The sequence below is a fragment of the Burkholderia sp. Ed8 genome, assembly GCF_040761425.1.
Taxonomy (GTDB): Bacteria; Pseudomonadota; Gammaproteobacteria; order Burkholderiales; family Burkholderiaceae; genus Burkholderia; species Burkholderia seminalis.
The window spans coordinates 1,531,275-1,552,739 of the sequence record NZ_CP142886.1 but is presented as its reverse complement, the minus strand read 5'-3'; the positions used below and the strand labels follow the sequence as shown (position 1 = coordinate 1,552,739).

General features: G+C 67.0%; 16 protein-coding genes. 3 read left to right on the top strand and 13 right to left on the bottom strand.

Annotation, left to right across the window (positions count from 1 at the left end; translation table 11 throughout):
* The first annotated feature begins 13 nt into the window (after positions 1-13).
* A complete protein-coding gene (locus VXM69_RS21115) occupies positions 14-1,276 on the top strand; it encodes an MFS transporter (protein ID WP_059557073.1) in 1,263 nt (420 codons plus the stop codon).
* 25 nt (positions 1,277-1,301) lie between these two features.
* Positions 1,302-2,585, top strand: a complete 1,284-nt coding sequence (locus tag VXM69_RS21110) for a D-amino acid dehydrogenase (RefSeq protein ID WP_049030990.1) — start codon at positions 1,302-1,304, stop codon at positions 2,583-2,585.
* A gap of 109 nt (positions 2,586-2,694) precedes the next feature.
* Here the strand turns inward: VXM69_RS21110 and thpR are convergent, their stop codons facing one another.
* From thpR to VXM69_RS21085, 5 genes are all read right to left on the bottom strand, one after another.
* Positions 2,695-3,261 carry an RNA 2',3'-cyclic phosphodiesterase gene (gene thpR, locus VXM69_RS21105; RefSeq protein WP_069706019.1) on the bottom strand — a complete coding sequence of 189 codons (567 nt, stop codon included), beginning with the start codon at positions 3,259-3,261 and terminating at the stop codon, positions 2,695-2,697.
* A complete protein-coding gene (locus VXM69_RS21100; RefSeq protein ID WP_049035352.1) occupies positions 3,258-4,751 on the bottom strand; it encodes a sodium:alanine symporter family protein in 1,494 nt (497 codons plus the stop codon). Before VXM69_RS21100 ends, thpR begins: the two co-directional genes overlap by 4 nt.
* 306 nt (positions 4,752-5,057) lie before the next feature.
* Positions 5,058-6,524 carry a glutamate synthase subunit beta gene (locus tag VXM69_RS21095; protein ID WP_034189833.1) on the bottom strand — a complete coding sequence of 489 codons (1,467 nt, stop codon included), beginning with the start codon at positions 6,522-6,524 and terminating at the stop codon, positions 5,058-5,060.
* Positions 6,525-6,609: 85 nt separating this feature from the next.
* Positions 6,610-11,313 carry a glutamate synthase-related protein gene (locus VXM69_RS21090; protein ID WP_034189834.1) on the bottom strand — a complete coding sequence of 1,568 codons (4,704 nt, stop codon included), beginning with the start codon at positions 11,311-11,313 and terminating at the stop codon, positions 6,610-6,612.
* Positions 11,314-11,601: 288 nt separating this feature from the next.
* Complete coding sequence (locus VXM69_RS21085) at positions 11,602-12,315, bottom strand: transposase (RefSeq protein ID WP_034189835.1); 714 nt, start codon at positions 12,313-12,315, stop codon at positions 11,602-11,604.
* Positions 12,316-12,508: 193 nt separating this feature from the next.
* Between VXM69_RS21085 and VXM69_RS21080 the strand changes: the two genes are divergently transcribed.
* The gene (locus VXM69_RS21080) at positions 12,509-13,240 is read left to right on the top strand and encodes an OmpW family outer membrane protein (protein ID WP_034189836.1); all 732 of its coding nucleotides are present in this window, start codon (positions 12,509-12,511) and stop codon (positions 13,238-13,240) included.
* 170 nt (positions 13,241-13,410) lie between these two features.
* Here VXM69_RS21080 and ugpQ read toward each other — a convergent pair whose 3' ends face one another.
* The 8 genes from ugpQ to aroK form a co-directional block, all read right to left on the bottom strand.
* Positions 13,411-14,181, bottom strand: coding sequence for a glycerophosphodiester phosphodiesterase (gene ugpQ, locus VXM69_RS21075; protein ID WP_367190132.1), 771 nt, complete (start codon positions 14,179-14,181; stop codon positions 13,411-13,413).
* A gap of 28 nt (positions 14,182-14,209) precedes the next feature.
* On the bottom strand, positions 14,210-15,295 hold the full coding sequence (locus VXM69_RS21070) for a sn-glycerol-3-phosphate import ATP-binding protein UgpC (RefSeq protein WP_059557071.1): 1,086 nt from the start codon (positions 15,293-15,295) through the stop codon (positions 14,210-14,212).
* Between the two features lie 32 nt (positions 15,296-15,327).
* Positions 15,328-16,173 carry a sn-glycerol-3-phosphate ABC transporter permease UgpE gene (gene ugpE / locus VXM69_RS21065; RefSeq protein WP_034189839.1) on the bottom strand — a complete coding sequence of 282 codons (846 nt, stop codon included), beginning with the start codon at positions 16,171-16,173 and terminating at the stop codon, positions 15,328-15,330.
* Positions 16,170-17,054 (bottom strand): sn-glycerol-3-phosphate ABC transporter permease UgpA, encoded by an 885-nt coding sequence (gene ugpA, locus VXM69_RS21060; protein ID WP_367190131.1) that lies wholly within the window; start codon positions 17,052-17,054, stop codon positions 16,170-16,172. The genes ugpE and ugpA overlap by 4 nt, the downstream gene beginning before the upstream one ends.
* 96 nt (positions 17,055-17,150) lie before the next feature.
* On the bottom strand, positions 17,151-18,485 hold the full coding sequence (ugpB, locus tag VXM69_RS21055) for a sn-glycerol-3-phosphate ABC transporter substrate-binding protein UgpB (RefSeq protein ID WP_200087997.1): 1,335 nt from the start codon (positions 18,483-18,485) through the stop codon (positions 17,151-17,153).
* Between the two features lie 90 nt (positions 18,486-18,575).
* On the bottom strand, positions 18,576-19,760 hold the full coding sequence (locus VXM69_RS21050) for a deoxyguanosinetriphosphate triphosphohydrolase (RefSeq protein ID WP_226104019.1): 1,185 nt from the start codon (positions 19,758-19,760) through the stop codon (positions 18,576-18,578).
* A 65-nt stretch (positions 19,761-19,825) separates the two neighbouring features.
* Entirely contained in the window at positions 19,826-20,905 is a 1,080-nt protein-coding gene (gene aroB / locus VXM69_RS21045; RefSeq protein WP_367190130.1) for a 3-dehydroquinate synthase, read from the bottom strand.
* Positions 20,902-21,456 (bottom strand): shikimate kinase AroK, encoded by a 555-nt coding sequence (gene aroK, locus VXM69_RS21040; RefSeq protein ID WP_034189844.1) that lies wholly within the window; start codon positions 21,454-21,456, stop codon positions 20,902-20,904. Before aroK ends, aroB begins: the two co-directional genes overlap by 4 nt.
* Positions 21,457-21,465: the final 9 nt, after the last annotated feature.

The window sequence follows — 21,465 nt, the reverse complement described above, 5'->3', positions numbered from 1 at the left end:
GGGGGCGGCAAGCATGCAGGCATTCCAGTGGTTCAACGAACTGTCGACGCGCGAGCGCCGGACGCTGTACGCCGGCTTCGGCGGCTACGCGGTCGATGCGTTCGACTTCATGATCTATTCGTTCCTGATTCCGACGCTGATCGCGACCTGGGGCATGTCGAAGAGCGAGGCGGGGATGATCGCGACGAGTTCGCTGATCTCGTCGGCGATCGGCGGCTGGATCGCCGGCATCCTCGCCGACCGCTACGGCCGCGTGCGCGTGCTGCAGTGGACGATCGCGACGTTCGCGCTGTTCACGTGCCTGTCCGGGTTCACGCATTCGTTCTGGCAGCTGCTCGCCACCCGCACGCTGCAGGGCTTCGGCTTCGGCGGCGAATGGTCGGTCGTGACGATCATGATGGCCGAGACGATCCGCTCGCCCGAGCATCGCGCAAAGGCCGTCGGCACCGTGCAGAGCAGCTGGTCGTTCGGCTGGGGCGCGGCCGCGATCCTCTACTGGGCATTCTTCGCGCTGCTGCCCGAGCAGCTCGCGTGGCGCGCGTGCTTCTGGATCGGCATCGCGCCCGCGCTGTGGATCCTGTACATCCGCCGCAACGTCAGCGATCCCGACATCTACACGGCCACGCGCCGCGCGCGCGACGAGGGCCGCGTGTCGGGCCACTTCCTCGAGATCTTCTCGCCGCCGCACCTGCGCGCGACGCTGTTCGGCAGCGCGCTGTGCACCGGCATGCTCGGCGGCTACTACGCGATCACGACGTGGCTGCCCACCTACCTGAAAACCGTCCGCCACCTGTCGGTGTTCAACACGAGCGGCTATCTGGTCGTGCTGATCGTCGGCTCGTTCGTCGGCTACGTGGTCGGCGCGATCCTGTCCGACCGGCTCGGCCGCCGCGCGTCGTTCATCCTGTTCGCGATCGGCTCGTTCTCGCTCGGCATGGCATACACGATGCTGCCGATCACCGATACCGCGATGCTGCTGCTCGGCTTCCCGCTCGGCATCGTCGTGCAGGGGATTTTCGCGGGCGTCGGCGCGTACCTGTCGGAACTGTATCCGGGCGCGATCCGCGGCTCGGGCCAGGGCTTCTGCTACAACCTTGGCCGCGGGCTCGGCTCGTTCTTCCCGATCCTCGTCGGCGCGCTGTCGCAGTCGATGTCGCTCGTGAAGGCGATCGGCCTCGTGGCGGGCGGCGGCTACCTGCTCGTGATCGTCGCCGCGCTCGTGCTGCCGGAAACGCGCGGCAAGTCGCTCGTCGACGATCCGGCCGTCGCGTCGTGATCAACTGCTTCGCCCAGGAAACCGCATGCACGTGATCGTTCTGGGCGCCGGCGTGATCGGCGTCACCACCGCCTGGCACCTGCGCGAAGCAGGCTGCGACGTCACCGTGATCGAACGCGAGGCCGACGTCGCGCGAGCGACGAGCCTCGGCAACGCGGGCGTGATCGCGCCCGGCTACGTGACGCCGTGGGCCGCGCCCGGGATGCCCGGCAAGATCCTCAAGTACCTGTTCAAGCCCGCGTCGCCGCTGATCTTCCGGCCGACGCTCGATGCCGCGCAGTGGCGCTGGATCGCGCGCTGGCTGCGCGAATGCGAGTTCGAACGGTTCCGCGTGAACAAGCAGCGGATGCAGCGCGTCGCGTATTACAGCCGCGCATGCCTGCATGCGTTTCGCGAGCGTTATCCGTTCGACTACGGCGCGAGCCGCGGCTACCTGCAACTGCTGCGCGGCGCGTTCGACGTCGAGATGGTGCAGCCCGCGCTGAAGGTGCTGCGCGACGCCGGCATCGCGTTTCGCGAACTCGACGCGGCCGGCTGCACGGCGATCGAGCCGGGCCTGCGCTGGGCGCGGCAGGCGCCTGTCGGCGGCATCTACCTGCCCGACGACGAAGCCGGCGACTGCGCCCGCTTCACGCGCGAACTGCGGGCGCTGTGCGAGGCGAACGGCGTGACGTTCCGCTTTCGCACCGAGATCCGCGCGCTCGACGTCGCGGGCGGCAAGGTGCGCGGCGTGCGGGTCGATTCGCGCGCCGCGGGCGATGCCACGCCACGCGATGCGATGCTCGCCGCCGACGCGATCGTCGTCGCGCTTGGCGTCGACAGCGCCGGCCTGCTGCGGCCGCATGGAATCGACGTGCCGCTGTATCCGGTGAAAGGCTATTCCGCCACGCTCGAAGTCGTCGACGAGGAAAAAGCGCCGTGCGCCGCGCTGATGGACGAATCACTGAAGACGGCGATCACGCGCTTCGGCCCGACGCTGCGCGTCGCGGGCACCGCGGAACTCGGCAACCGGCGCGCGGCGCTGCGGCAGCAGGCGCTCGATACGCTGATGAAGGTGCTCGACGACTGGTTTCCGGCGGCCGCCGATCGGGCCTCGGCGCGCTTCTGGGTCGGCCGCCGGCCGATGACGCCCGACGGGCCTCCGCTGCTGGGCGCCAGCGGGATCGACGGGCTCTGGCTCAACGTCGGCCACGGCTCGACGGGCTGGGCGATGTCGATGGGTTCGGGGAAGGTGCTGGCGGACCTCGTCACCGGACACGAGCCGGAGATCGATCTGTCCGGCCTGACGCTCGCGCGCTACCGACGTTAGAACGCAGCAGGCCGGACGTCGGGCGGCGGCGTCGCCCCATCGGGTCCAGACGGTTTGTCCGGCGAGCTGTCGATGATGGCCGGCCTTCGCCCCGCATCGCGGAAACCGCTCAGCGCGCGGCGTGACCATCCGCGCACGCAACCGGCGCCGACGCGATCGGCCGATGCGACACGCCTTCGTGCGACAGCCGGCTTTCGAACAGCGTCAGCGCGTCGACACGCAGCACGACCTGTCGCCCCGGCGCGCCGCCGTGCGCGGGCTGGCCGACCGCGTCATGCGGCAGCCGCGCGAGCGTCACGTGCGGGCGGAACGGCCGCCGGTCGGCCGGCACGCCGAGTTCGCGCAGCACCGCCGACAACCCGGCATTCAGCGCGACGCACGCGGGATCGGCCGCGAGTTCCGCGACGATCAGCCGCGCGCGCGGCAGGCTCGGCCACCACGCGATCCGCTCGACCGGCAGCGGCGGCAGCGCATGGGCCGCCGCGAGCGCGGGCAGGTGCGCGGCCAGCGCGTCGCACCGTTCGCGCTCGATCGCGCCGATGAATGCGAGCGTCACGTGCAGTTGCGCGGGCAGCGTGCGTCGCGCGCCACGGGTGACCGGCAACGCGTGCAGCGCGTCGCGCGACGCCGCATCGGGCATCAGCGCGACGAACGCACGGAGCCGGTCGCCGTTCATGACCCGCGTACCGCGCCGCGCGGCGCGCTGGCCGCGTCGGCCGACGCCGCCGGACGCTGCGGCAGCGGCCCGTGTTCGCCCCACACGTCGGCCGGCAGCACGCGCGCGAGTTCGGGGATCGTGTTGCGCGTGAACACCGGATCGGCGATGCCCGCCGCGCGCTGGCGGCGATAGTCGGCCCACGCGGCGTGCGCGTACTTGCCGAGCGCGATGATGGCGATCAGGTTGATGATCGCCATCAGCCCCATGCTCGTATCGGCCATCGCCCAGACGAGCGGCAGTTGCCCGACGCTGCCGAACATCACCATCGCGAGCACCGCGACGCGGAACAGCGGCAGCACGCCGCGCCGCTTCGTGATGAATTCGACGTTGCCTTCCGCATACGCGTAGTTGCCGATCACCGACGAGAACGCGAGAAAGAAGATCGCGACGGCCATGTAGATGCCGCCCCAGTCGCCGACGTGGCTCGAGATCGCGCGCTGCGTGAGCGCCGCGCCTTCCATGCCGGTGCCGAGTTCGTACTGGCCCGACAGCAGGATCACGAACGCGGTCGCGCTGCAGATCACGATCGTGTCGACGAACACGCCGAGCATCTGGATCAGCCCCTGCGTGACCGGGTGCCGCGTGCTCGCGGTCGCGGCCGCGTTCGGCGCGCTGCCCATCCCCGCCTCGTTCGAGAACAGCCCGCGCTTCACGCCGATCGCGATCGCCTGGCTCACCGCATAGCCGGTCAGGCCGCCCGCTGCCTGCTCGAGGCCGAACGCGCTCTTCACGATCAGCACGATCACGTCCGGCACCAGCGCGATGTGCGTCGCGACCGCGTAGACCGCGAGCGCGAGGTAGCCGATCGCCATCAGCGGCACGATCACCTGCGCGACCGTCGCGATGCGGCGGATCCCCCCGAAGATGATCGGTGCGGACAGCAGCACGAGGCCGAGGCCGACCGTCTCGCGGCTCCAGCCGAACGACGTATGAAATGCGTCGGCGATCGCGTTGGCCTGCACCGCGTTGAACACGAAACCGAACGCAAGGATCAGCGACAGCGAGAACAGCACGCCGAAGCCGCGCGAACGCAGGCCCGTCTGGATGTAGTACGCGGGGCCGCCGCGGAAGCTGCCGTCCGGATGCGACACCTTGAAGATCTGCGCGAGCGTCGCCTCGACGAACGCGGACGACATCCCGACGAGCGCGGTCATCCACATCCAGAAGATCGCGCCCGGGCCGCCGACCGTCAGCGCGACCGCGACGCCGGCGATGTTGCCGGTGCCGACGCGGCTCGCGAGCCCCGTCGCGAACGCCTGGAACGACGAGATACTGCCCGGCTCGCCCTTGCTGCCGACCAGTTTCATGCTGAGGAGCAGCGCCTTCAGCTGGATCATCCGGAACCGCAGCGTGAACCACGCGCCGGCGCCGAGCAGCAGCGCGATCAGCACGTAATTCCACAACACGCCGTTGACGGCGTCGATCAGCGCTTGCAGGAGTGCTTCCATCCGGTTTCCTTGTAAATAGGGTCAGTCAGGTGCGTCGGCCGCGAACGCGGCCCGAGGGGCGACATGATATGACAGTTTTCAAGGAATATTACAAAACGAAAGGATTTGAGATATCGGGAAATCGCGCCTGGATGTCATCAGGTTAGGCGATGCTTCGCGAAAATGATGCGTACCGGCGGGCACGGCAACCCGATCGGACGGCGTCGCCGCGCACGCGAAACCGGCGCGCCCCGGCAGGCGCCAGCCATAAAAAAACCGGGCGCCCTTTCGGACGCCCGGCTTCCGTCGAAACCCGCGCGATCCAGCTCAGCGCGGCAGTTCGGAATGTCCCATCAGGTACGCATCGACCGAGCGTGCGCACTGGCGGCCTTCGCGGATCGCCCACACCACGAGCGACTGGCCGCGGCGCATGTCGCCCGCCGCGAACACCTTGTCGACCGACGTGTAGTACGAGCGATCGCCTTCGGTCGCCGCACGCGCATTGCCGCGCGCATCCTTCGCGACGCCGAACGCGTCGAGCACCGGCGCCGCCGGCTGCGTGAAGCCCATCGCGAGCAGCACGAGGTCGGCCTTCATCTCGAATTCGGAGCCCGGCACTTCCTGCATCTTGCCGTCCTTCCACTCGACGCGCACCGCGATCAGCTTCTCGACCTTGCCGTTCTTGCCTTCGAGACGCTTCGTCGCGACCGCCCAATCGCGCTCGCAACCTTCCTCGTGCGATGACGACGTGCGCAGCTTGATCGGCCAGTACGGCCACACGAGCGGCTTGTTTTCCTCCTCCGGCGGCTGCGGCAGCAGCTCGAACTGCGTGACCTGCTTCGCGCCGTGACGGTTCGACGTGCCGACGCAGTCCGAACCCGTATCGCCGCCGCCGATCACGATCACGTGCTTGCCCTTCGCGAGCAGCTGGTCGACGAGCTTGTCGCCGGCATTCACGCGGTTCTGCTGCGGCAGGAAGTCCATCGCGAAATGGACGCCCGCGAGCTCGCGGCCCGGCACCGGCAGGTCGCGCGGCGTTTCCGAACCGCCCGCGATCACGACCGCGTCGAATTCTTCCTTCAGCGTGTCCGGCGAAATCGTTTCCTTCGCGAGACTGCCGATCGACTCGGGCAGCGGATCCTTGCCGATGAACACGCTGGTGCGGAACGTCACGCCTTCCGCTTCCATCTGGCGCATGCGGCGGTCGATCAGCCACTTCTCGAGCTTGAAGTCGGGAATCCCGTAACGCAGCAGGCCGCCGACGCGGTCGTTCTTCTCGAACACCGTCACGTCGTGGCCCGCGCGCGCGAGCTGCTGCGCGGCGGCGAGGCCCGCGGGGCCCGAACCGACGACCGCGACCTTCTTGCCGGTCTTGTGCTCGGCCGGCTGCGGCTTCACCCAGCCTTCCGCCCAGGCCTTGTCGATGATCGCGTGCTCGATCGACTTGATGCCGACCGGGTCGTTGTTGATCCCGAGCGTGCACGCCGCCTCGCACGGCGCCGGGCAGATGCGGCCCGTGAATTCCGGGAAGTTGTTGGTCGAGTGCAGGACTTCGATCGCCTGCTGCCAGTCCTGGCGGTAAACGAGATCGTTGAAGTCCGGAATGATGTTGTTGACCGGGCAGCCGTTGTTGCAGAACGGGATGCCGCAATCCATGCAGCGCGCGCCCTGGACCTTCGCGTCCGCGTCGGTCAGTGCCGCGACGAATTCCTTGTAGTGCTTCACGCGCGTGAGCGGTGCTTCGTACGCCTCGTGGCGGCGTTCGAACTCCAGAAAACCGGTTGCCTTACCCATAAGGTGCTCTTCTGTTCGGTGTATCGGGTGGGGGAGCCGCGCGCGGCAATCACGCGCGCGCGGCATTCGCTATGTCGTTCGTCGCTCAGGCGGCCAGCACTTCCTTCGCCGCCTTCTTCGCACCGATCTCGCCCAGCGCGCGCTTGTATTCGTGCGGGAACACCTTCACGAACTGGCGGCGCGCCGCGTCCCAGTTTTCCAGCAGCGACTTCGCGCGCGGCGAACCCGTGAACTGGAAATGACGCTCGACGAGCCCCTTGAGCAGCGCTTCGTCCGTCGTGCCCGCGTGCCAGAGCGCGCGATCGACCGTGCGCTCCTGCTCGGCCTGCTGCAGCACCGGCTCGAGCGCGACCATCGACTTGTTGCACTTCGCCGCGAACGTGCCGTCCGGATCGTAGATGTAAGCGAGGCCGCCCGACATGCCGGCCGCGAAGTTGCGCCCCGTCTCGCCGAGCACGACGACCGTACCGCCCGTCATGTATTCGCAGCCGTGGTCGCCCGTGCCTTCGACGACCGCCGTCGCGCCCGAGTTGCGCACGCAGAAGCGCTCGCCCGCGACGCCGCGGAAGAACGATTCGCCTTCGATCGCGCCGTACATCACCGTGTTGCCGCAGATGATGTTTTCCTCGGACTTGCCGCGGAAGTCGTTGGTCGGACGGATGATGATCCGGCCGCCCGACAGGCCCTTGCCGACGTAGTCGTTGCCGTCGCCGACGAGGTCGAGCGTCACGCCCTTCGCGAGGAACGCGCCGAAGCTCTGGCCGGCCGTGCCCTTCAGCTGGATGTGCACCGCGTCGTCGGCGAGGCCTTCGTGGCCGTGCTTCTTCGCGATCACGCCCGACAGCATCGCGCCGACCGTACGGTTCACGTTGCGCACCGGCTGGATGAACGACACATGCTCGCCGTTCTCGATCGCGGCCTTCGCCTTCTCGATCAGCACGTGGTCGAGCGCGCGCTCGAGGCCGTGATCCTGCACGTCGACGTGACGCGGCGCGACGTCCTCGCACTCTTCCGGCTGGTAGAACACGCGCGAGAAGTCGAGGCCCTTCGCCTTCCAGTGCTCGATGCCCTTGCGCGTATCGAGCAGGTCGGCGCGGCCGATCAGGTCGTCGAACTTCGCGACGCCGAGCTGCGCCATGATCTCGCGCACTTCCTCGGCGACGAAGAAGAAGTAGTTCACGACGTGCTCGGGCTGGCCCTTGAACTTCGCGCGCAGCACCGGATCCTGCGTCGCGACGCCGACCGGGCACGTGTTCAGGTGGCACTTGCGCATCATGATGCAGCCCTCGACGACGAGCGGCGCCGTCGCGAAGCCGAATTCGTCCGCGCCGAGCAGCGCGCCGATCACGACGTCGCGCCCCGTCTTCATCTGGCCGTCGGCCTGCACGCGGATCCGGCCGCGCAGGCGGTTCAGCACCAGCGTCTGCTGCGTTTCGGCCAGGCCCAGCTCCCACGGCGTGCCGGCGTGCTTGACCGACGACAGCGGCGATGCGCCCGTGCCGCCGTCATGGCCGGCGATCACGACGTGATCGGCCTTCGCCTTCGCCACGCCAGCCGCGACCGTGCCGACGCCCACTTCCGACACGAGCTTCACGGAGATGCTCGCGCTCGGGTTCACGTTCTTCAGGTCGTGGATCAGCTGCGCCAGATCCTCGATCGAGTAGATGTCGTGGTGCGGCGGCGGCGAGATCAGGCCGACGCCCGGCACCGAGTAACGCAGCTTGCCGATGTACTCGGACACCTTGTGGCCCGGCAGCTGGCCGCCTTCGCCCGGCTTCGCGCCCTGCGCCATCTTGATCTGGATCTGGTCGGCCGACGCGAGGTACTCGGCGGTAACGCCGAAGCGGCCCGACGCGACCTGCTTGATCTTCGAGCGCAGCGAATCGCCGTCCTTCAGCGGAATGTCGCTGACGATCTCGTCGCCGATCACCGACTTCAGCGTCTCGCCCGACTTGATCGGAATACCGCGCAGTTCGTTGCGATAGCGCTTCTCGTCCTCGCCGCCTTCGCCGGTGTTCGACTTGCCGCCGATCCGGTTCATCGCGATCGCGAGCGTCGCATGCGCTTCGGTGCTGATCGAACCGAGCGACATCGCGCCCGTCGCGAAGCGCTTGACGATCTCCTTCGCCGGCTCGACGTCGTCGATCGGGATCGCCTTGGTCGGCTCGACCTTGAACTCGAACAGGCCGCGGAACGTCATGTGACGCTTGGTCTGGTCGTTGATCAGGTGCGCGTATTCCTTGTACGTCTGGTACGAGTTGCTGCGCGTCGCGTGCTGCAGCTTCGCGATCGAATCCGGCGTCCACATGTGGTCTTCGCCGCGCACGCGGTATGCGTACTCGCCGCCCGCGTCGAGCATGTCGCGCAGGACCGGGCTGTCGCCGAACGCGTCGCGGTGCAGGCGGATCGCCTCTTCCGCGACTTCGAACAGGCCGATGCCGCCGACCTTCGACGCCGTGCCCTTGAAGTACTTCTCGACGAGGTCGCTCGACAGGCCGAGCGCTTCGAAGATCTGCGCGCCCGTGTACGACATGTACGTCGAGATGCCCATCTTCGACATCACCTTCTGCAGGCCCTTGCCGACCGCCTTCGTGAAGTTGTAGACGGCCTTCTCCGGCGACAGGTCGCCCGGCAGGCCCTCGGCCATCTTCGCGAGCGTTTCCATCGCGAGGTACGGGTGCACGGCTTCCGCGCCGTAGCCCGCGAGCAGCGCGAAGTGGTGCGTTTCACGCGCGGAGCCCGTCTCGACGACGAGGCCCGTGCTCGTGCGCAGCCCTTGCTGGACGAGGTGCGTGTGGATTGCCGACGTGGCGAGCAGCGCCGGGATCGCGACATGCTCGGCGTCGGTCTTGCGGTCCGACACGATCAGCATGTTGTAGCCCGACTTCACCGCGTCGACGGCTTCCGCGCACAGCGACGCGAGACGCGCCTCGATGCCTTCCTTGCCCCACGCGACCGGGTAGCAGATGTTCAGTTCGTACGCGCTGAACTTGCCGCCCGTGTACTGGTCGATCGCGCGGATCTTCGCGATGTCCTTGAAGTCGAGCACCGGCTGCGACACTTCGAGACGCATCGGCGGGTTGATGTTGTTCGTGTCGAGCAGGTTCGGCTTCGGGCCGATGAACGACACGAGCGACATGACCATGTTTTCACGGATCGGGTCGATCGGCGGGTTCGTGACCTGCGCGAACAGCTGCTTGAAGTAGTGATAGAGCGTCTTGTTCTTGTTCGACATCACCGCGAGCGGCGAGTCGTTGCCCATCGAACCGACGGCTTCCTCGCCCTGCTGCGCCATCGGCGCCATCAGGAACTTCAGGTCTTCCTGCGTATAGCCGAACGCCTGCTGGCGGTCGAGCAGCGCGGCGCCCTGCGTACGGCCGGCCGCGACTTCCTCGGCCTTCGGCTCGATCTCGTCGAGCTTGATGCGCACGGCGTCGATCCAGCTCTTGTACGGCTTCGCGTTCGCGAGGTTGTCCTTCAGCTCCTTGTCGTCGATGATGCGGCCGTGCTCCATGTCGATCAGGAACATCTTGCCCGGCTGCAGGCGCCACTTCTTGACGATCTTCGATTCGGGGATCGGCAGCGTGCCGGCTTCCGACGCCATGATCACGAGATCGTCGTCGGTCACGATGTAGCGCGCCGGACGCAGGCCGTTACGGTCAAGCGTCGCGCCGATCTGGCGGCCGTCGGTGAACGCGATCGCGGCCGGGCCGTCCCACGGCTCCATCATCGCGGCGTGGTATTCGTAGAACGCGCGGCGGTTCTCGTCCATCAGCGTGTGCTGCTCCCACGCTTCCGGAATCATCATCATCACCGCGTGCACGAGCGGGTAACCGGCCATCACCAGCAGTTCGAGACAGTTGTCGAACGATGCGGTATCGGACTGGCCCGGGTAGATCAGCGGCCACAGCTTCGGCAGGTCGTCGGCGAGCACGTGCGACGCGATCGCGCCGGTACGCGCGTTCAGCCAGTTCACGTTGCCCTTCACGGTGTTGATCTCGCCGTTGTGCGCGATCATCCGGTACGGGTGAGCGAGTTCCCATGCCGGGAACGTGTTGGTCGAGAAGCGCTGGTGCACGAGCGCGAGCGCCGACACGACGCGCGCGTCCTGCAGGTCGCGGTAGTACACGCCGACCTGGCCGGCCAGCAGCAGGCCCTTGTAGACGATCGTGCGCGCCGACATCGACGGCACGAAGTATTCCTTGCCGTGCTTGAGCTTCAGCGCCTGGATGCGGTGGCTCGCGGTCTTGCGGATCACGTACAGCTTCCGCTCGAGCGCGTCCGTCACCATGATGTCCTTGCCGCGGCCGATGAAGATCTGGCGGATCAGCGGCTCGCTCGCCTTCACGGTCGGCGAAATCGGCATCGCATGGTCGACCGGCACGTCGCGCCAGCCGAGCACGACCTGGCCTTCCGCCTTCACCGTCCGCTCGAGCTCCTGCTCGCACGCGAGACGCGACGCGTTCTCCTTCGGCAGGAAGATCATCCCGACCCCATATTCGCCGGCCGGCGGCAGGTCCACGCCCTGCTTGGCCATCTCCTCGCGATAGAACGCGTCCGGAATCTGGATCAGGATGCCCGCGCCGTCGCCCATCAGCGGATCGGCACCGACCGCGCCGCGGTGGTCGAGGTTCTCGAGGATCTTCAGGCCCTGCTGGATGATCTCGTGGCTCTTCTTGCCCTTGATGTGAGCGACGAAGCCGACGCCGCAGGCGTCGTGTTCGTTTTGCGGGTCGTACAGACCTTGTGCGGCGGGCACCGCGGCGAGCGGCTGCTGGTGGTCGTTCATGGGGACACCGTCGTAAAGGGGGCCTGGAGGCCGTTGAACCGTTTTCTTGTTGCCGCCGATCCCGCTCCCGACGGGAGACGGCGCGGCCGACAGTGGTTGGGCAGGCTTCGCCCGGGCCACCGGAATTCGGAATATACGCGACGAATCAAGGAAATAGCAACAAAAACCGCTTGATCGAACCCCAATTGATTAGACGCATCGATCTGGTGCTGTTTTATTGGGGCCGTATCGTTTTGGTGCAAAAAGAAGCGGCGCCCGCAGCGCCGCTTCCGGCCCGCCTTTCCGGCATTACTGCTGGATCGGCGGCGTGTTCTCACGCACCTTTCTGGGGCGTCCGCGCGGCAACGGCGACACGCGCCGGTTCGCGGTACGCGCCGCCCACTCGCGGTAATGCTCGCCGCCGAGCACCCAGCCCTTGAGCGTCGCCTGCTGCAGCTGGTCGGCCTGCCGCTCGTCGAGCGGCTGCTCGCACAGCTCCTTGTACGCGCGCTGACGGTCGAACGGCGTATTGCCGAGCGCCCAGTACAGCGGATGGTCGGTGATCAGGCTGTCGACGGTGAGCCCGACGTGATGCCGGTAGCTCGACCAGCGATAGGCCTCGGGCGTCGCGACGAGCTGCGACCGCACCGGGCTCATCTCGACCACGCGGCTCGCGAGCAGGAAATAGCGCTCGCCTTCGATCACGGTCGCGCGGTAGCGGCCTTCCCACAGCGTGCCGCGCCGCGAGTAGCGCCGGTTGAAATGCGCGACGTAGCGGCGGCCGACGGCCTGCATCGCTTTCGGCAGGCTCGCCTCGTCGCTCGGCGTCACGAGGAGTTGCACCTGACGCGGCAGCAGCACGTAGGCGTGCACCGACAGGTGATGATCGCGCGCGGCGGCCTTCAGGCAATCGATGAAGAGTTCGTAGTCCTGGTCGTCGACGAACGCGGGTTGCTGATCCAGGCCGCGCAGTATCACGTGCTGCGGCTGGTCGGGAACGTAGAGTCGTGCTAACCGTGCCATGCTGAATGTCCGTTTGAACGCGTTAGGAAATACCCGAAGGTCCGAAAGTGCGCACCTGCGTAGAATGCCTGTCCCTGCGGCGCGCGTAAGCGTACGGTCGTACTAATCCTAGGGTGAAAACTCTAACTTACGAGCTTGTTTGGTTTTAAACGCAGTCGTCATAATGAGCACGCCTTACATCGGAGGAGACACAATGAAACGAAAACTGGCCATTACGGGGGCCGCAGCGCTCGCATTCACGTTTGCGGGCGGTACGGCACAAGCACAATCCGCAGGTGATTTCTACGTCAGCACCGGCTGGCTGCACCTGTCGCCGCAGGACAGCAGCGATCCGCTGTTCCTGTATCGCGTCGGCGGCACGCCCATCAACCAATCGATTCCCAACACGGGCGCCGGCATCAACGACGCCGATACGCTTGGGCTCGCAGCGGGCTACTTCGTCACCGACCACATCTCCACCGAGCTCGTCATGGGGATACCGCCGAAGTTCGACATCACCGGCAAGGGTCAGTTCGATAAGTTCGGCGTACTCGGCCGTGCGTACCAGTGGAGCCCCGCCGTGTTGCTTCGCTACCACTTCAACGACGCCAACGCGAAGTTCCGTCCGTATGTCGGCGTCGGCGCGACGTATGTCTGGTTCACCGGCGCAAAGATCACGAACAGCAGCTTCGAGAACGGCGTGCTCGGCGGCCCGACCAGCGCGACGACCAGCAACCAGTGGGCGCCCGTATTCAACGCCGGCTTCACGTACAACTTCACGAAACACTGGTTCGGGGGCCTGTCGATCTCGTACATCCCGGTCAGCGTGACCGCGACCTTCACGACGGCCCGCCGGACGCCGGTCGGCACCCTGACCGAAACGTCGAAAGCGAAGATCTCGCTCAACCCGATCGTCACGTACCTGAACGTCGGCTACCGCTTCTAAGCGTAGTCGAATATTTGGGGAATGGTTAATCCTGCTGCAATTTGTAGCGGATTTTTCCTGACGTAACGTCTCCACGATGCACAACGCCCCGGCGGAAATCCCGCCGGGGCGTTGTTTTTTCGCGTCAGGCACGTTCCCGCTCGAGCCGCGCCGTGGCGCTGCCGTGATCGTCAGACGACGGCGATGTCGTCCAGCGCATCGGGGGCGATCAGGTCGATCCGGTCCGTGCAGACCGCGTCGACGCCCCAGCGCGCGAGTTCGCGCGCCCGTTCGAGATCGTTCACCGTGTAAACCAGGATGCGCAGACCGGCCGCCTTGATCGCGCGCACGAGCGGTTCGTCGAGCCGTTTGTGGTCTGCGTGCAACGATACGCAGCCGAGCACGCCGACGACCTGCGCGTGCCAGTCGTCCGGCACGGCTTCGTAGAGCATCCCGCGCGGCAGCGCCGGCTCGGTCGCGCGTGCCTGCTGCAGCGCATCGAACGAGAACGACGACAGCAGCGGCGGCACCGCGGCGTCGCGCCAGTACGCAGCCGCGTCGGCCGCCACGCGTTGCCCGGTCTCGCGCTCGCGCCCCGGGCACGGCTTGATCTCGACGTTCGCGGCGAGCCCGTGCGCGATGCAGCGCGCCGCCGCCGCCTCGAGCGTCGGCATCCGTTCGCCCGCGAAGCGCGCGTCCCGCCACGCGCCCGCGTCGAGCGCGGCGAGCGCCGCATAACGCATGCCCGCCGCCGGCCCGTGGCCGTTCGACGTCCGGTCGACCGTGTCGTCGTGCAGCAGGAACGTCACGTCGTCGGCCGACAGCTTCGCGTCGAACTCGACCATCCGGTGCCCGCGACGCGCCCCCTCGTCGAGCGCGGCAAGCGTGTTCTCCGGCGCGAGCGTGCCGCCGCCGCGATGGGCGACGACGCGCGGATAGGGCCAGTCGGTGCGGAGGGTCATCGTCGGTCTCTCGGCAAGTGCAGCAGGTTCAACCGGCACGCTTGCCGGTTTCGGGATCGAAGAAATGCAGCCGGTGCGCGGGCAGCGCGGCCGCGAGCGCCGTGCCGCGTGCGGGACGGTCCGCATGCGGCAGGCGCACCGCGATGTCGTGGTTGCCCCAGCGGCCGTGCGCGAGGTTGTCCGCGCCCAGCAGCTCGCACGAGTCGACCGGCAGCGTCGCCTGCGCGACGCCCGGCTGCGGCGTCATGTGCTCGGGACGCACGCCGAGCACCCAGTCGCGCCCGGTGGCGATCTCCGCGCCGATGCCTGGCGCACCGGCGACCGGCAGCGCGGGGCCGCCGCCCGCGACCGTGAAGGTCGCGCCGTCATCCGACAGCCGGCCGTGCATCAGGTTCATCGCCGGCGAGCCGATGAAGCCCGCGACGAACACCGTCGCCGGCTTCTCGTACACGTCGACCGGCGCGCCGATCTGTTCCGCGTAGCCGCGGTTCATCACGATCACGCGCTGCGCGAGCGTCATCGCCTCGATCTGGTCGTGCGTCACGTAGACGCTCGTCGTCGCCAGCCGCGCATGCAGCCGCTGGATCTCGAGCCGCATCTGCACGCGCAGCTTCGCGTCGAGGTTGGACAACGGCTCGTCGAACAGGAACACCGACGGCTCGCGCACGATCGCGCGCCCCATCGCGACACGCTGCCGCTGGCCGCCCGACAGTTCGCGCGGCCGCCGTGCCAGCAGCGGCTCGAGCTCGAGGATCTTCGCGGCCGCGGCCACCCGCGAATCGATCGTCGCGCGCTCGATTCCACGGATCTTCAGCCCGTAGCCCATGTTCTGCGCGACCGTCATGTGCGGATACAGCGCATAGTTCTGGAACACCATCGCGATGTCGCGATCCTTCGGCTCCAGCGTGTTGACGACGCGCTCGCCGATCGCGATCTCGCCGTCCGTCACGGACTCGAGCCCCGCGATCATCCGCAGCAACGTCGACTTGCCGCAGCCCGACGGGCCGACCAGCACGATGAATTCGCCGTCCGCGATCTCCACGTCGATGCCGTGCAGCACATGCTGCTTGCCGTCGTAGGATTTCCTGACGCCCTTCAAGCTCAGCGCAGCCATACCTGGTCCTTCTCCCGGTTACCGTCCATGGTTCATTTCTCGGAATCGACGAGGCCGCGCACGAACCAGCGCTGCATCGCCAGCACGACGACGAGCGGCGGGATCATCGCCAGCAGCGTCGCCGCCATCACGTATTGCCATTCGGTCGCGGCGTCGCCGCTCGCGATCATCGTCTTGATGCCCACCACCGCCGTCGACAGCGACGCTTCCGTCGTGATCAGGATCGGCCACAGATACTGGTTCCAGCCGTAGATGAACGTGATCACGAACAGCGCCGCGATGCTCGTCTTCGACAGCGGCAGCACCACGTCCCAGAAGAAGCGCAGCGCCCCGGCGCCGTCGATGCGCGCGGCGTCCATCAGCTCGTCGGGCAGCGTCATGAAGAACTGGCGGAACAGGAACGTCGCGGTCGCCGATGCGATCAGCGGCATCGTGAGCCCGGCGTACGTGTTCGTCAGGTGCAGCGTCGACACGACCTGCACGGTCGGAAAGATCCGCACTTCCACCGGCAGCATCAGCGTGACGAAGATCAGCCAGAACGCCGTGTTGCGGAACGGGAAGCGGAAATAGACGATCGCGTACGCGGACAGGATCGACACCGCGATCTTGCCGACCGCGATGCCGAGCGCCATCGCGAAGCTGTTCACGAGCAGGCGGCCGAACGGCGCCGTCGTGCCGCCGCTGCCGTGCCCCCAGATGTACGCGATGTTCTCGAACAGGTGCGTGCTCGGCACGAGCGACAGCGGCACCGTGAACACTTCCTGCGCGTTCATCGTCGCCGCGCAGAACGCGACGTAGACGGGGAACACGATCAGCACGACGCCCGCGATCAGCACCGCGTGGCAGAACAGGTCGAAGCCCTTGCGATTTTCGATCATGCGTATTGCACCCTGCGTTCGACGAAGCGGAACTGGATCACCGTGAGCCCGACGACGATGATCATCAACACGACCGACTGCGCGCCCGAGCTGCCGATGTCGAGCCCCTGGAAGCCCTCCGTGAAGATCTTGTAGATCAGCGTCTTCGTGCTTTGCGCCGGGCCGCCGCCGGTGGCCGCGTCGATCACCGGGAACGTGTCGAAGAACGCGTAGACGAGGTTCACGACCAGCAGGAAGAAACTCGTCGGCGACAGCAGCGGCAGCACGATGTTGAAGAAGCGCCGCACCGGCCCGGCCCCGTCGATCGCCGCCGCCTCGATCAGCGAGCGCGGGATCGCCTGCAGGCCCGCGTAGAAGAACAGGAAGTTGTAGCTCACCTGCTTCCATACCGATGCCAGCACGACCAGGAACATCGCCTGCCCGCCGTTCAGCGCGTGGTTCCACACGATGCCGCTCTTCGCGAGCGCATAGGTGATCAGGCCGATGCTCGGGTTGAACAGGAACGCCCACAGCACGGCCGCGATCGTCGGCGCGACCGCGTACGGCCAGATCAGCAGCGTGCGGTACGCGCGCGCGCCGCGGGTCACGCGATCGGCGCAGGCGGCGAGCAGCAGCGACACGACGAGCCCGCTTACCGTGACGAGCGAGCTGAACACGAGCGTCGTGCGGAACGAATCGAGATACAGCGGATCGGCGAACAGGTGCGCGAAGTTCGCGAAGCCGACGAATTCGCTCGACGTGCCGAATGCGTCCTGCGTCTGCGTCGACTGCCACAGCGCGACGCCCGCCGGCCACAGGAAGAACACGGCGGTGATCGCGAGCTGCGGCGCGATCAGCAGGTACGGCAACAGGCTCGTACCGAAACGGGAACGGGATTGCATCGCGGATATCCGGTCAGGCGAAACGGAAAGGAAACCGTGCCGCCGGACGGCACGCGCTCATGCGCGGGGCCGCCGGCGGCACGACGCGATGCGTGCTCAGCCGCCCGACTTCTCGAAGCGGCGCAGCAGCTCGTCGCCACGCGAGGCGGCCGAATCGAGCGCGTCCTTCGGCGACTTCTTCTGCGCCCAGACCTGTTCGAACTCCTCGTCGACCACCGTGCGGATCTGCGGCATGTTGCCCAGGCGCAGCCCCTTCGTGTACGGCAGCGGCGGCTTGTTCAGCATCTGCTTGATCGCGGTTTCGGCGCTCGGGTTCTTCGCGTAGAAGCCCTGTTCGCGCGTCAGGTCGTAGGCCGCCTTGGTGACGGGCAGGTAGCCCGTGTCCTGATGCCACTTCGCGGCGACCGCCGGCGAAGCGAGGTACGCGAGGAATTTCGCGACGCCCTTGTACGTCGCCGGATCCTTGCCGGCCAGCACCCACAGGCTCGCGCCGCCGATGATCGCGTTCTGCGGCGCGCCCTTCACGTTCGCGTCGTACGGCATCATGCCGGTGCCGTAGCTGAACTTCGCGAACTTCTGCACGTTCGCGAGCGCGCCCGACGACGTCGTCATGATCCCGCAATCGCCGCTGTAGAACTTCGCCGACGCTTCATCCTTGCGGCCCGCGTACGTGAACGTGCCGTCCTTCGCCATCTGCTGCAGGAACGCGATGTGCGCGATCTGCTGCGGCTTGTTGAATTCGAGCACGGCGTCGGTGCCGTCGAAGCCGTTGTTGCGGCTCGCGAACGGCAGCCCGTGCCACGCGCTGTAGTTCTCGAGCTGGATCCAGCCCTGCCAGCCGGTCGTGAAGCCGCACGCCATCCCCGACTTGCGCAGTTTCTCGGCATCGGCCTGCACGTCGGCCCACGTCTTCGGCGGCTGGTTCGGATCGAGGCCGGCCTTCTTGAACGCGTCCTTGTTGTAGTAAAGCACCGGCGTCGAGCTGTTGAACGGCATCGATACGAGATGGCCCGTCTTCGCGTCGCTGTAATAGCTCGCGATGGTCGGCACGAACGCCTTTTCGTCGAGCGGCACGCCGGCCTGCTTGAACACGTCGTAGACCGGCACGACGGCCTTCTTCGCCTGCATCATCGTGGCCGTGCCGACTTCGTAGACCTGGAGGATCGCCGGCGCATTGCCGCTGCGATACGCGGCGATGCCGGCCGCGAGCGCCTGGTCGTAGGTGCCCTTGAAGACCGGCACGATCTTGTAGTCGCTTTGCGACGCATTGAACTGGTCGGCGATCGCATTGACCCGCTCGCCGAGCGCGGCCTCCATCGCATGCCAGAACTGAATTTCCGTCGCGGCGAGCGCCACGTGCTGCACCCCGAACATCAGCGCGCCGCCGAGCGCGATCGAACGAACCAGTGTCCCCGCAGGCTTTTTCTTCATCGACCTCTCTCCTATGAAAACGTTACCAACAGCGTGTGCAACATTCCCGTCGCCATTGAACCGGCGAAGTCTAGTGATCGTTTGTGACAGTCAGTTGTCGTTGATGACGAACAGGCGCTGATATTCCTTCAGCGCGAAGCGGTCGGTCATGCCGGCGATGTAGTGCGCGACGAGGCGGGGCTGATGTGCCGCGTCGTCGGACTGGTACGGCGGCGGCAGCAGGCGCGGATCGTCGATGAATGCGTCGAACAGCCCCGTGACGACGCGCTGCGCCTTGCTCGCCATGCGCATCACCTTGTAGTGGCGGTACAGGTTCTTGAAGAGGAAGCGCTTGAGCGCGGCCGCCTGAGCGGCGACCGTCGCGCTGTGCGACACGAGCGGCGGCGCGGCGCGCACGTCGTCGAGCGACGCGGGCGCGACGCGCACGAGGTTGCGCGTCGTTTCGTCGATCAAGTCGACGATCAGCGTGTTGATGATGCGGCGCACCGTCTCGTGCACGAGCCGGCGGCCTTCGAGGTGCGGGAATTCGGCGAGCGCCGCCTCGTAGTGACGCTGCCACAGCTCGACTTCCGCAAGCTGCTCGATCGTGATCAGGCCGGAACGCAGGCCGTCGTCGACGTCGTGGTTGTTGTATGCGATTTCGTCGGCGATGTTCGCGAGCTGCGCTTCGAGCGACGGCTGGCGGCCGTGCAGGAAACGTTCGCCGAGCGCGCCGAGCTTGCGCGCATGCTCGCGCGAGCAATGCTTCAGGATGCCTTCGCGCGTCTCGAAGCACAGGTTCAGCCCGTTGAATGCGCCGTAGTGCTCCTCCAGCTCGTCGACGACCGCGAGGCTCTGCAGGTTGTGCTCGAAGCCGCCGTGGTCGCGCATGCATGCATTCAGCGCGTCCTGGCCGGCATGGCCGAACGGCGTGTGGCCGAGATCGTGCGCGAGCGAGATCGCTTCGACGAGATCCTCGTTCAGGCGCAGGTTGCGGGCAACCGAGCGGGCGATCTGCGCGACTTCGAGGCTGTGCGTGAGGCGGGTGCGGAACAGGTCGCCTTCGTGATTCACGAAGACCTGCGTCTTGTATTCGAGCCGGCGGAACGCGGTCGAATGGACGATGCGGTCGCGATCGCGCTGGAATTCGGTGCGCGCCGCCGGCGGGGTTTCCGGATGGCGGCGGCCGCGCGATTGCGACGCGTGCGCGGCATACGGAGCGAGATGGGCTTCCAGCGCCGCCAGCGTCGGCGGCTCGGCCACCGGCGCAGCGGATGCGCGGCCGGCTTCGGGCAAGGTGCTGCTGGATGTCTCGCTCACGTCTCCTCCATGTCAGGGGCGCCGGGGCATCCGGGCCACCGTTATCGGGTCGTCTGCGCCAGTGTAGCGAACACGGCTTCGTCTGGCGCTTCCGTGATCAGCGTATCGCCGAATCGCTTCAGCAGGATGAACTTGATCGCGCCGGCCTCCGCCTTCTTGTCGACGCGCATCAGGTCCATGTAGCGCGCGTCGCCGAGCGCGGGCCCGCGCGTCGGCAGATGCGCGGCCGCGATCACCGCGTCGAGGCGCTGCCGCGACGCTTCGTCGAGCAGGCCGAGCCGTGCCGACAGGTCGCCGGCCATCACCATCCCGCAGCCGACCGCCTCGCCGTGCAGCCACTCGCCGTAGCCGAGCCCGGCCTCGATCGCATGGCCGAACGTGTGGCCGAAATTCAGGATCGCGCGCAGACCGCCTTCGCGCTCGTCGGCCGCGACCACGCTCGCCTTGATCTCGCACGAACGCTTCACGGCATGCGCGAGCGCAGCCGGCTCGCGACGGTTCAGCGCGTCGACGTTCGCCTCGATCCAGTCGAAGAACGCCGCGTCGGCGATCGCGCCGGTCTTGATGATCTCGGCAACGCCGGCCGCCAGTTCGCGATCGGGCAGCGTCGTCAGCGCGCCGATGTCCGCGATCACGGCCTGCGGCTGGTAGAACGCGCCGACCATGTTCTTGCCGAGCGGGTGGTTGATGCCCGTCTTGCCGCCGACCGACGAATCGACCTGCGACAGCAATGTGGTCGGCACCTGGATGAACGGCACGCCGCGCATGTAGCACGCGGCGGCAAAGCCCGTCATGTCGCCGATCACGCCGCCGCCGAGCGCGACGAGCGTCGTCTTGCGATCGGCGCGATCCGTCAGCAGGCCGTCGAAGATCAGGTTCAGCGTTTCCCAGTTCTTGTACGCCTCGCCGTCCGGCAGCACGGCCGTCGATACGCGCTTGCCGAGCGGCGCGAGCGCCGCGCGCAGCGCGTCGCCGTAGAGCGGGTCGACCGTCGTGTTCGTGACGATCGTGACGGACGAACCCTTGATGTGAGGCGCGAACAGCTCGGTGCGGCCGATCAGGCCGGCACCAATGTGAATCGGATAGGCTCGGTCGCCCAGATCGACGTTGACAGTAATCATGCTTGTAGCGGCTTGGCGATGACGCCGGCCAGTTCGAGTTGCATCAGCACCATATTGACGAGACCGTTGACCGACGGACGGCCGGTCTCGATGACGAAATCCGCGCATTCGCGGTACAGCGGGTCGCGTACTTCGTACAGCGCCTCGAGACGCCCCTTCGGATCGTCGGTCTGCAGCAGCGGGCGGTTCTTGTCCTTGCGCGTGCGCAGCCACAAATCGTGCGGATTGGCGCGCAGGTAGACGACGATGCCGTTGCTTTTGAGGCAGTCGCGATTTTCCGGGCGCAACACCGCGCCGCCGCCCGTCGCGAGCACGATGTTCTCGCGCTGGGTGAGATCGGCGATCACCTGCGTTTCGCGATCGCGAAATCCGGCCTCGCCCTCCAGCTCGAAGATCACCGGAATGCGCGCGCCCGTGCGGGCCTCGATTTCGTGGTCGGAGTCGAAGAACGTCCTGTCGAGACGACGCGCGACCGCACGGCCCACGGTGGTCTTACCCGCTCCCATAAGGCCGACGAAAAATACGTTTGCATGTGGGTCCCGCGCTTGCAACGGCTTCCT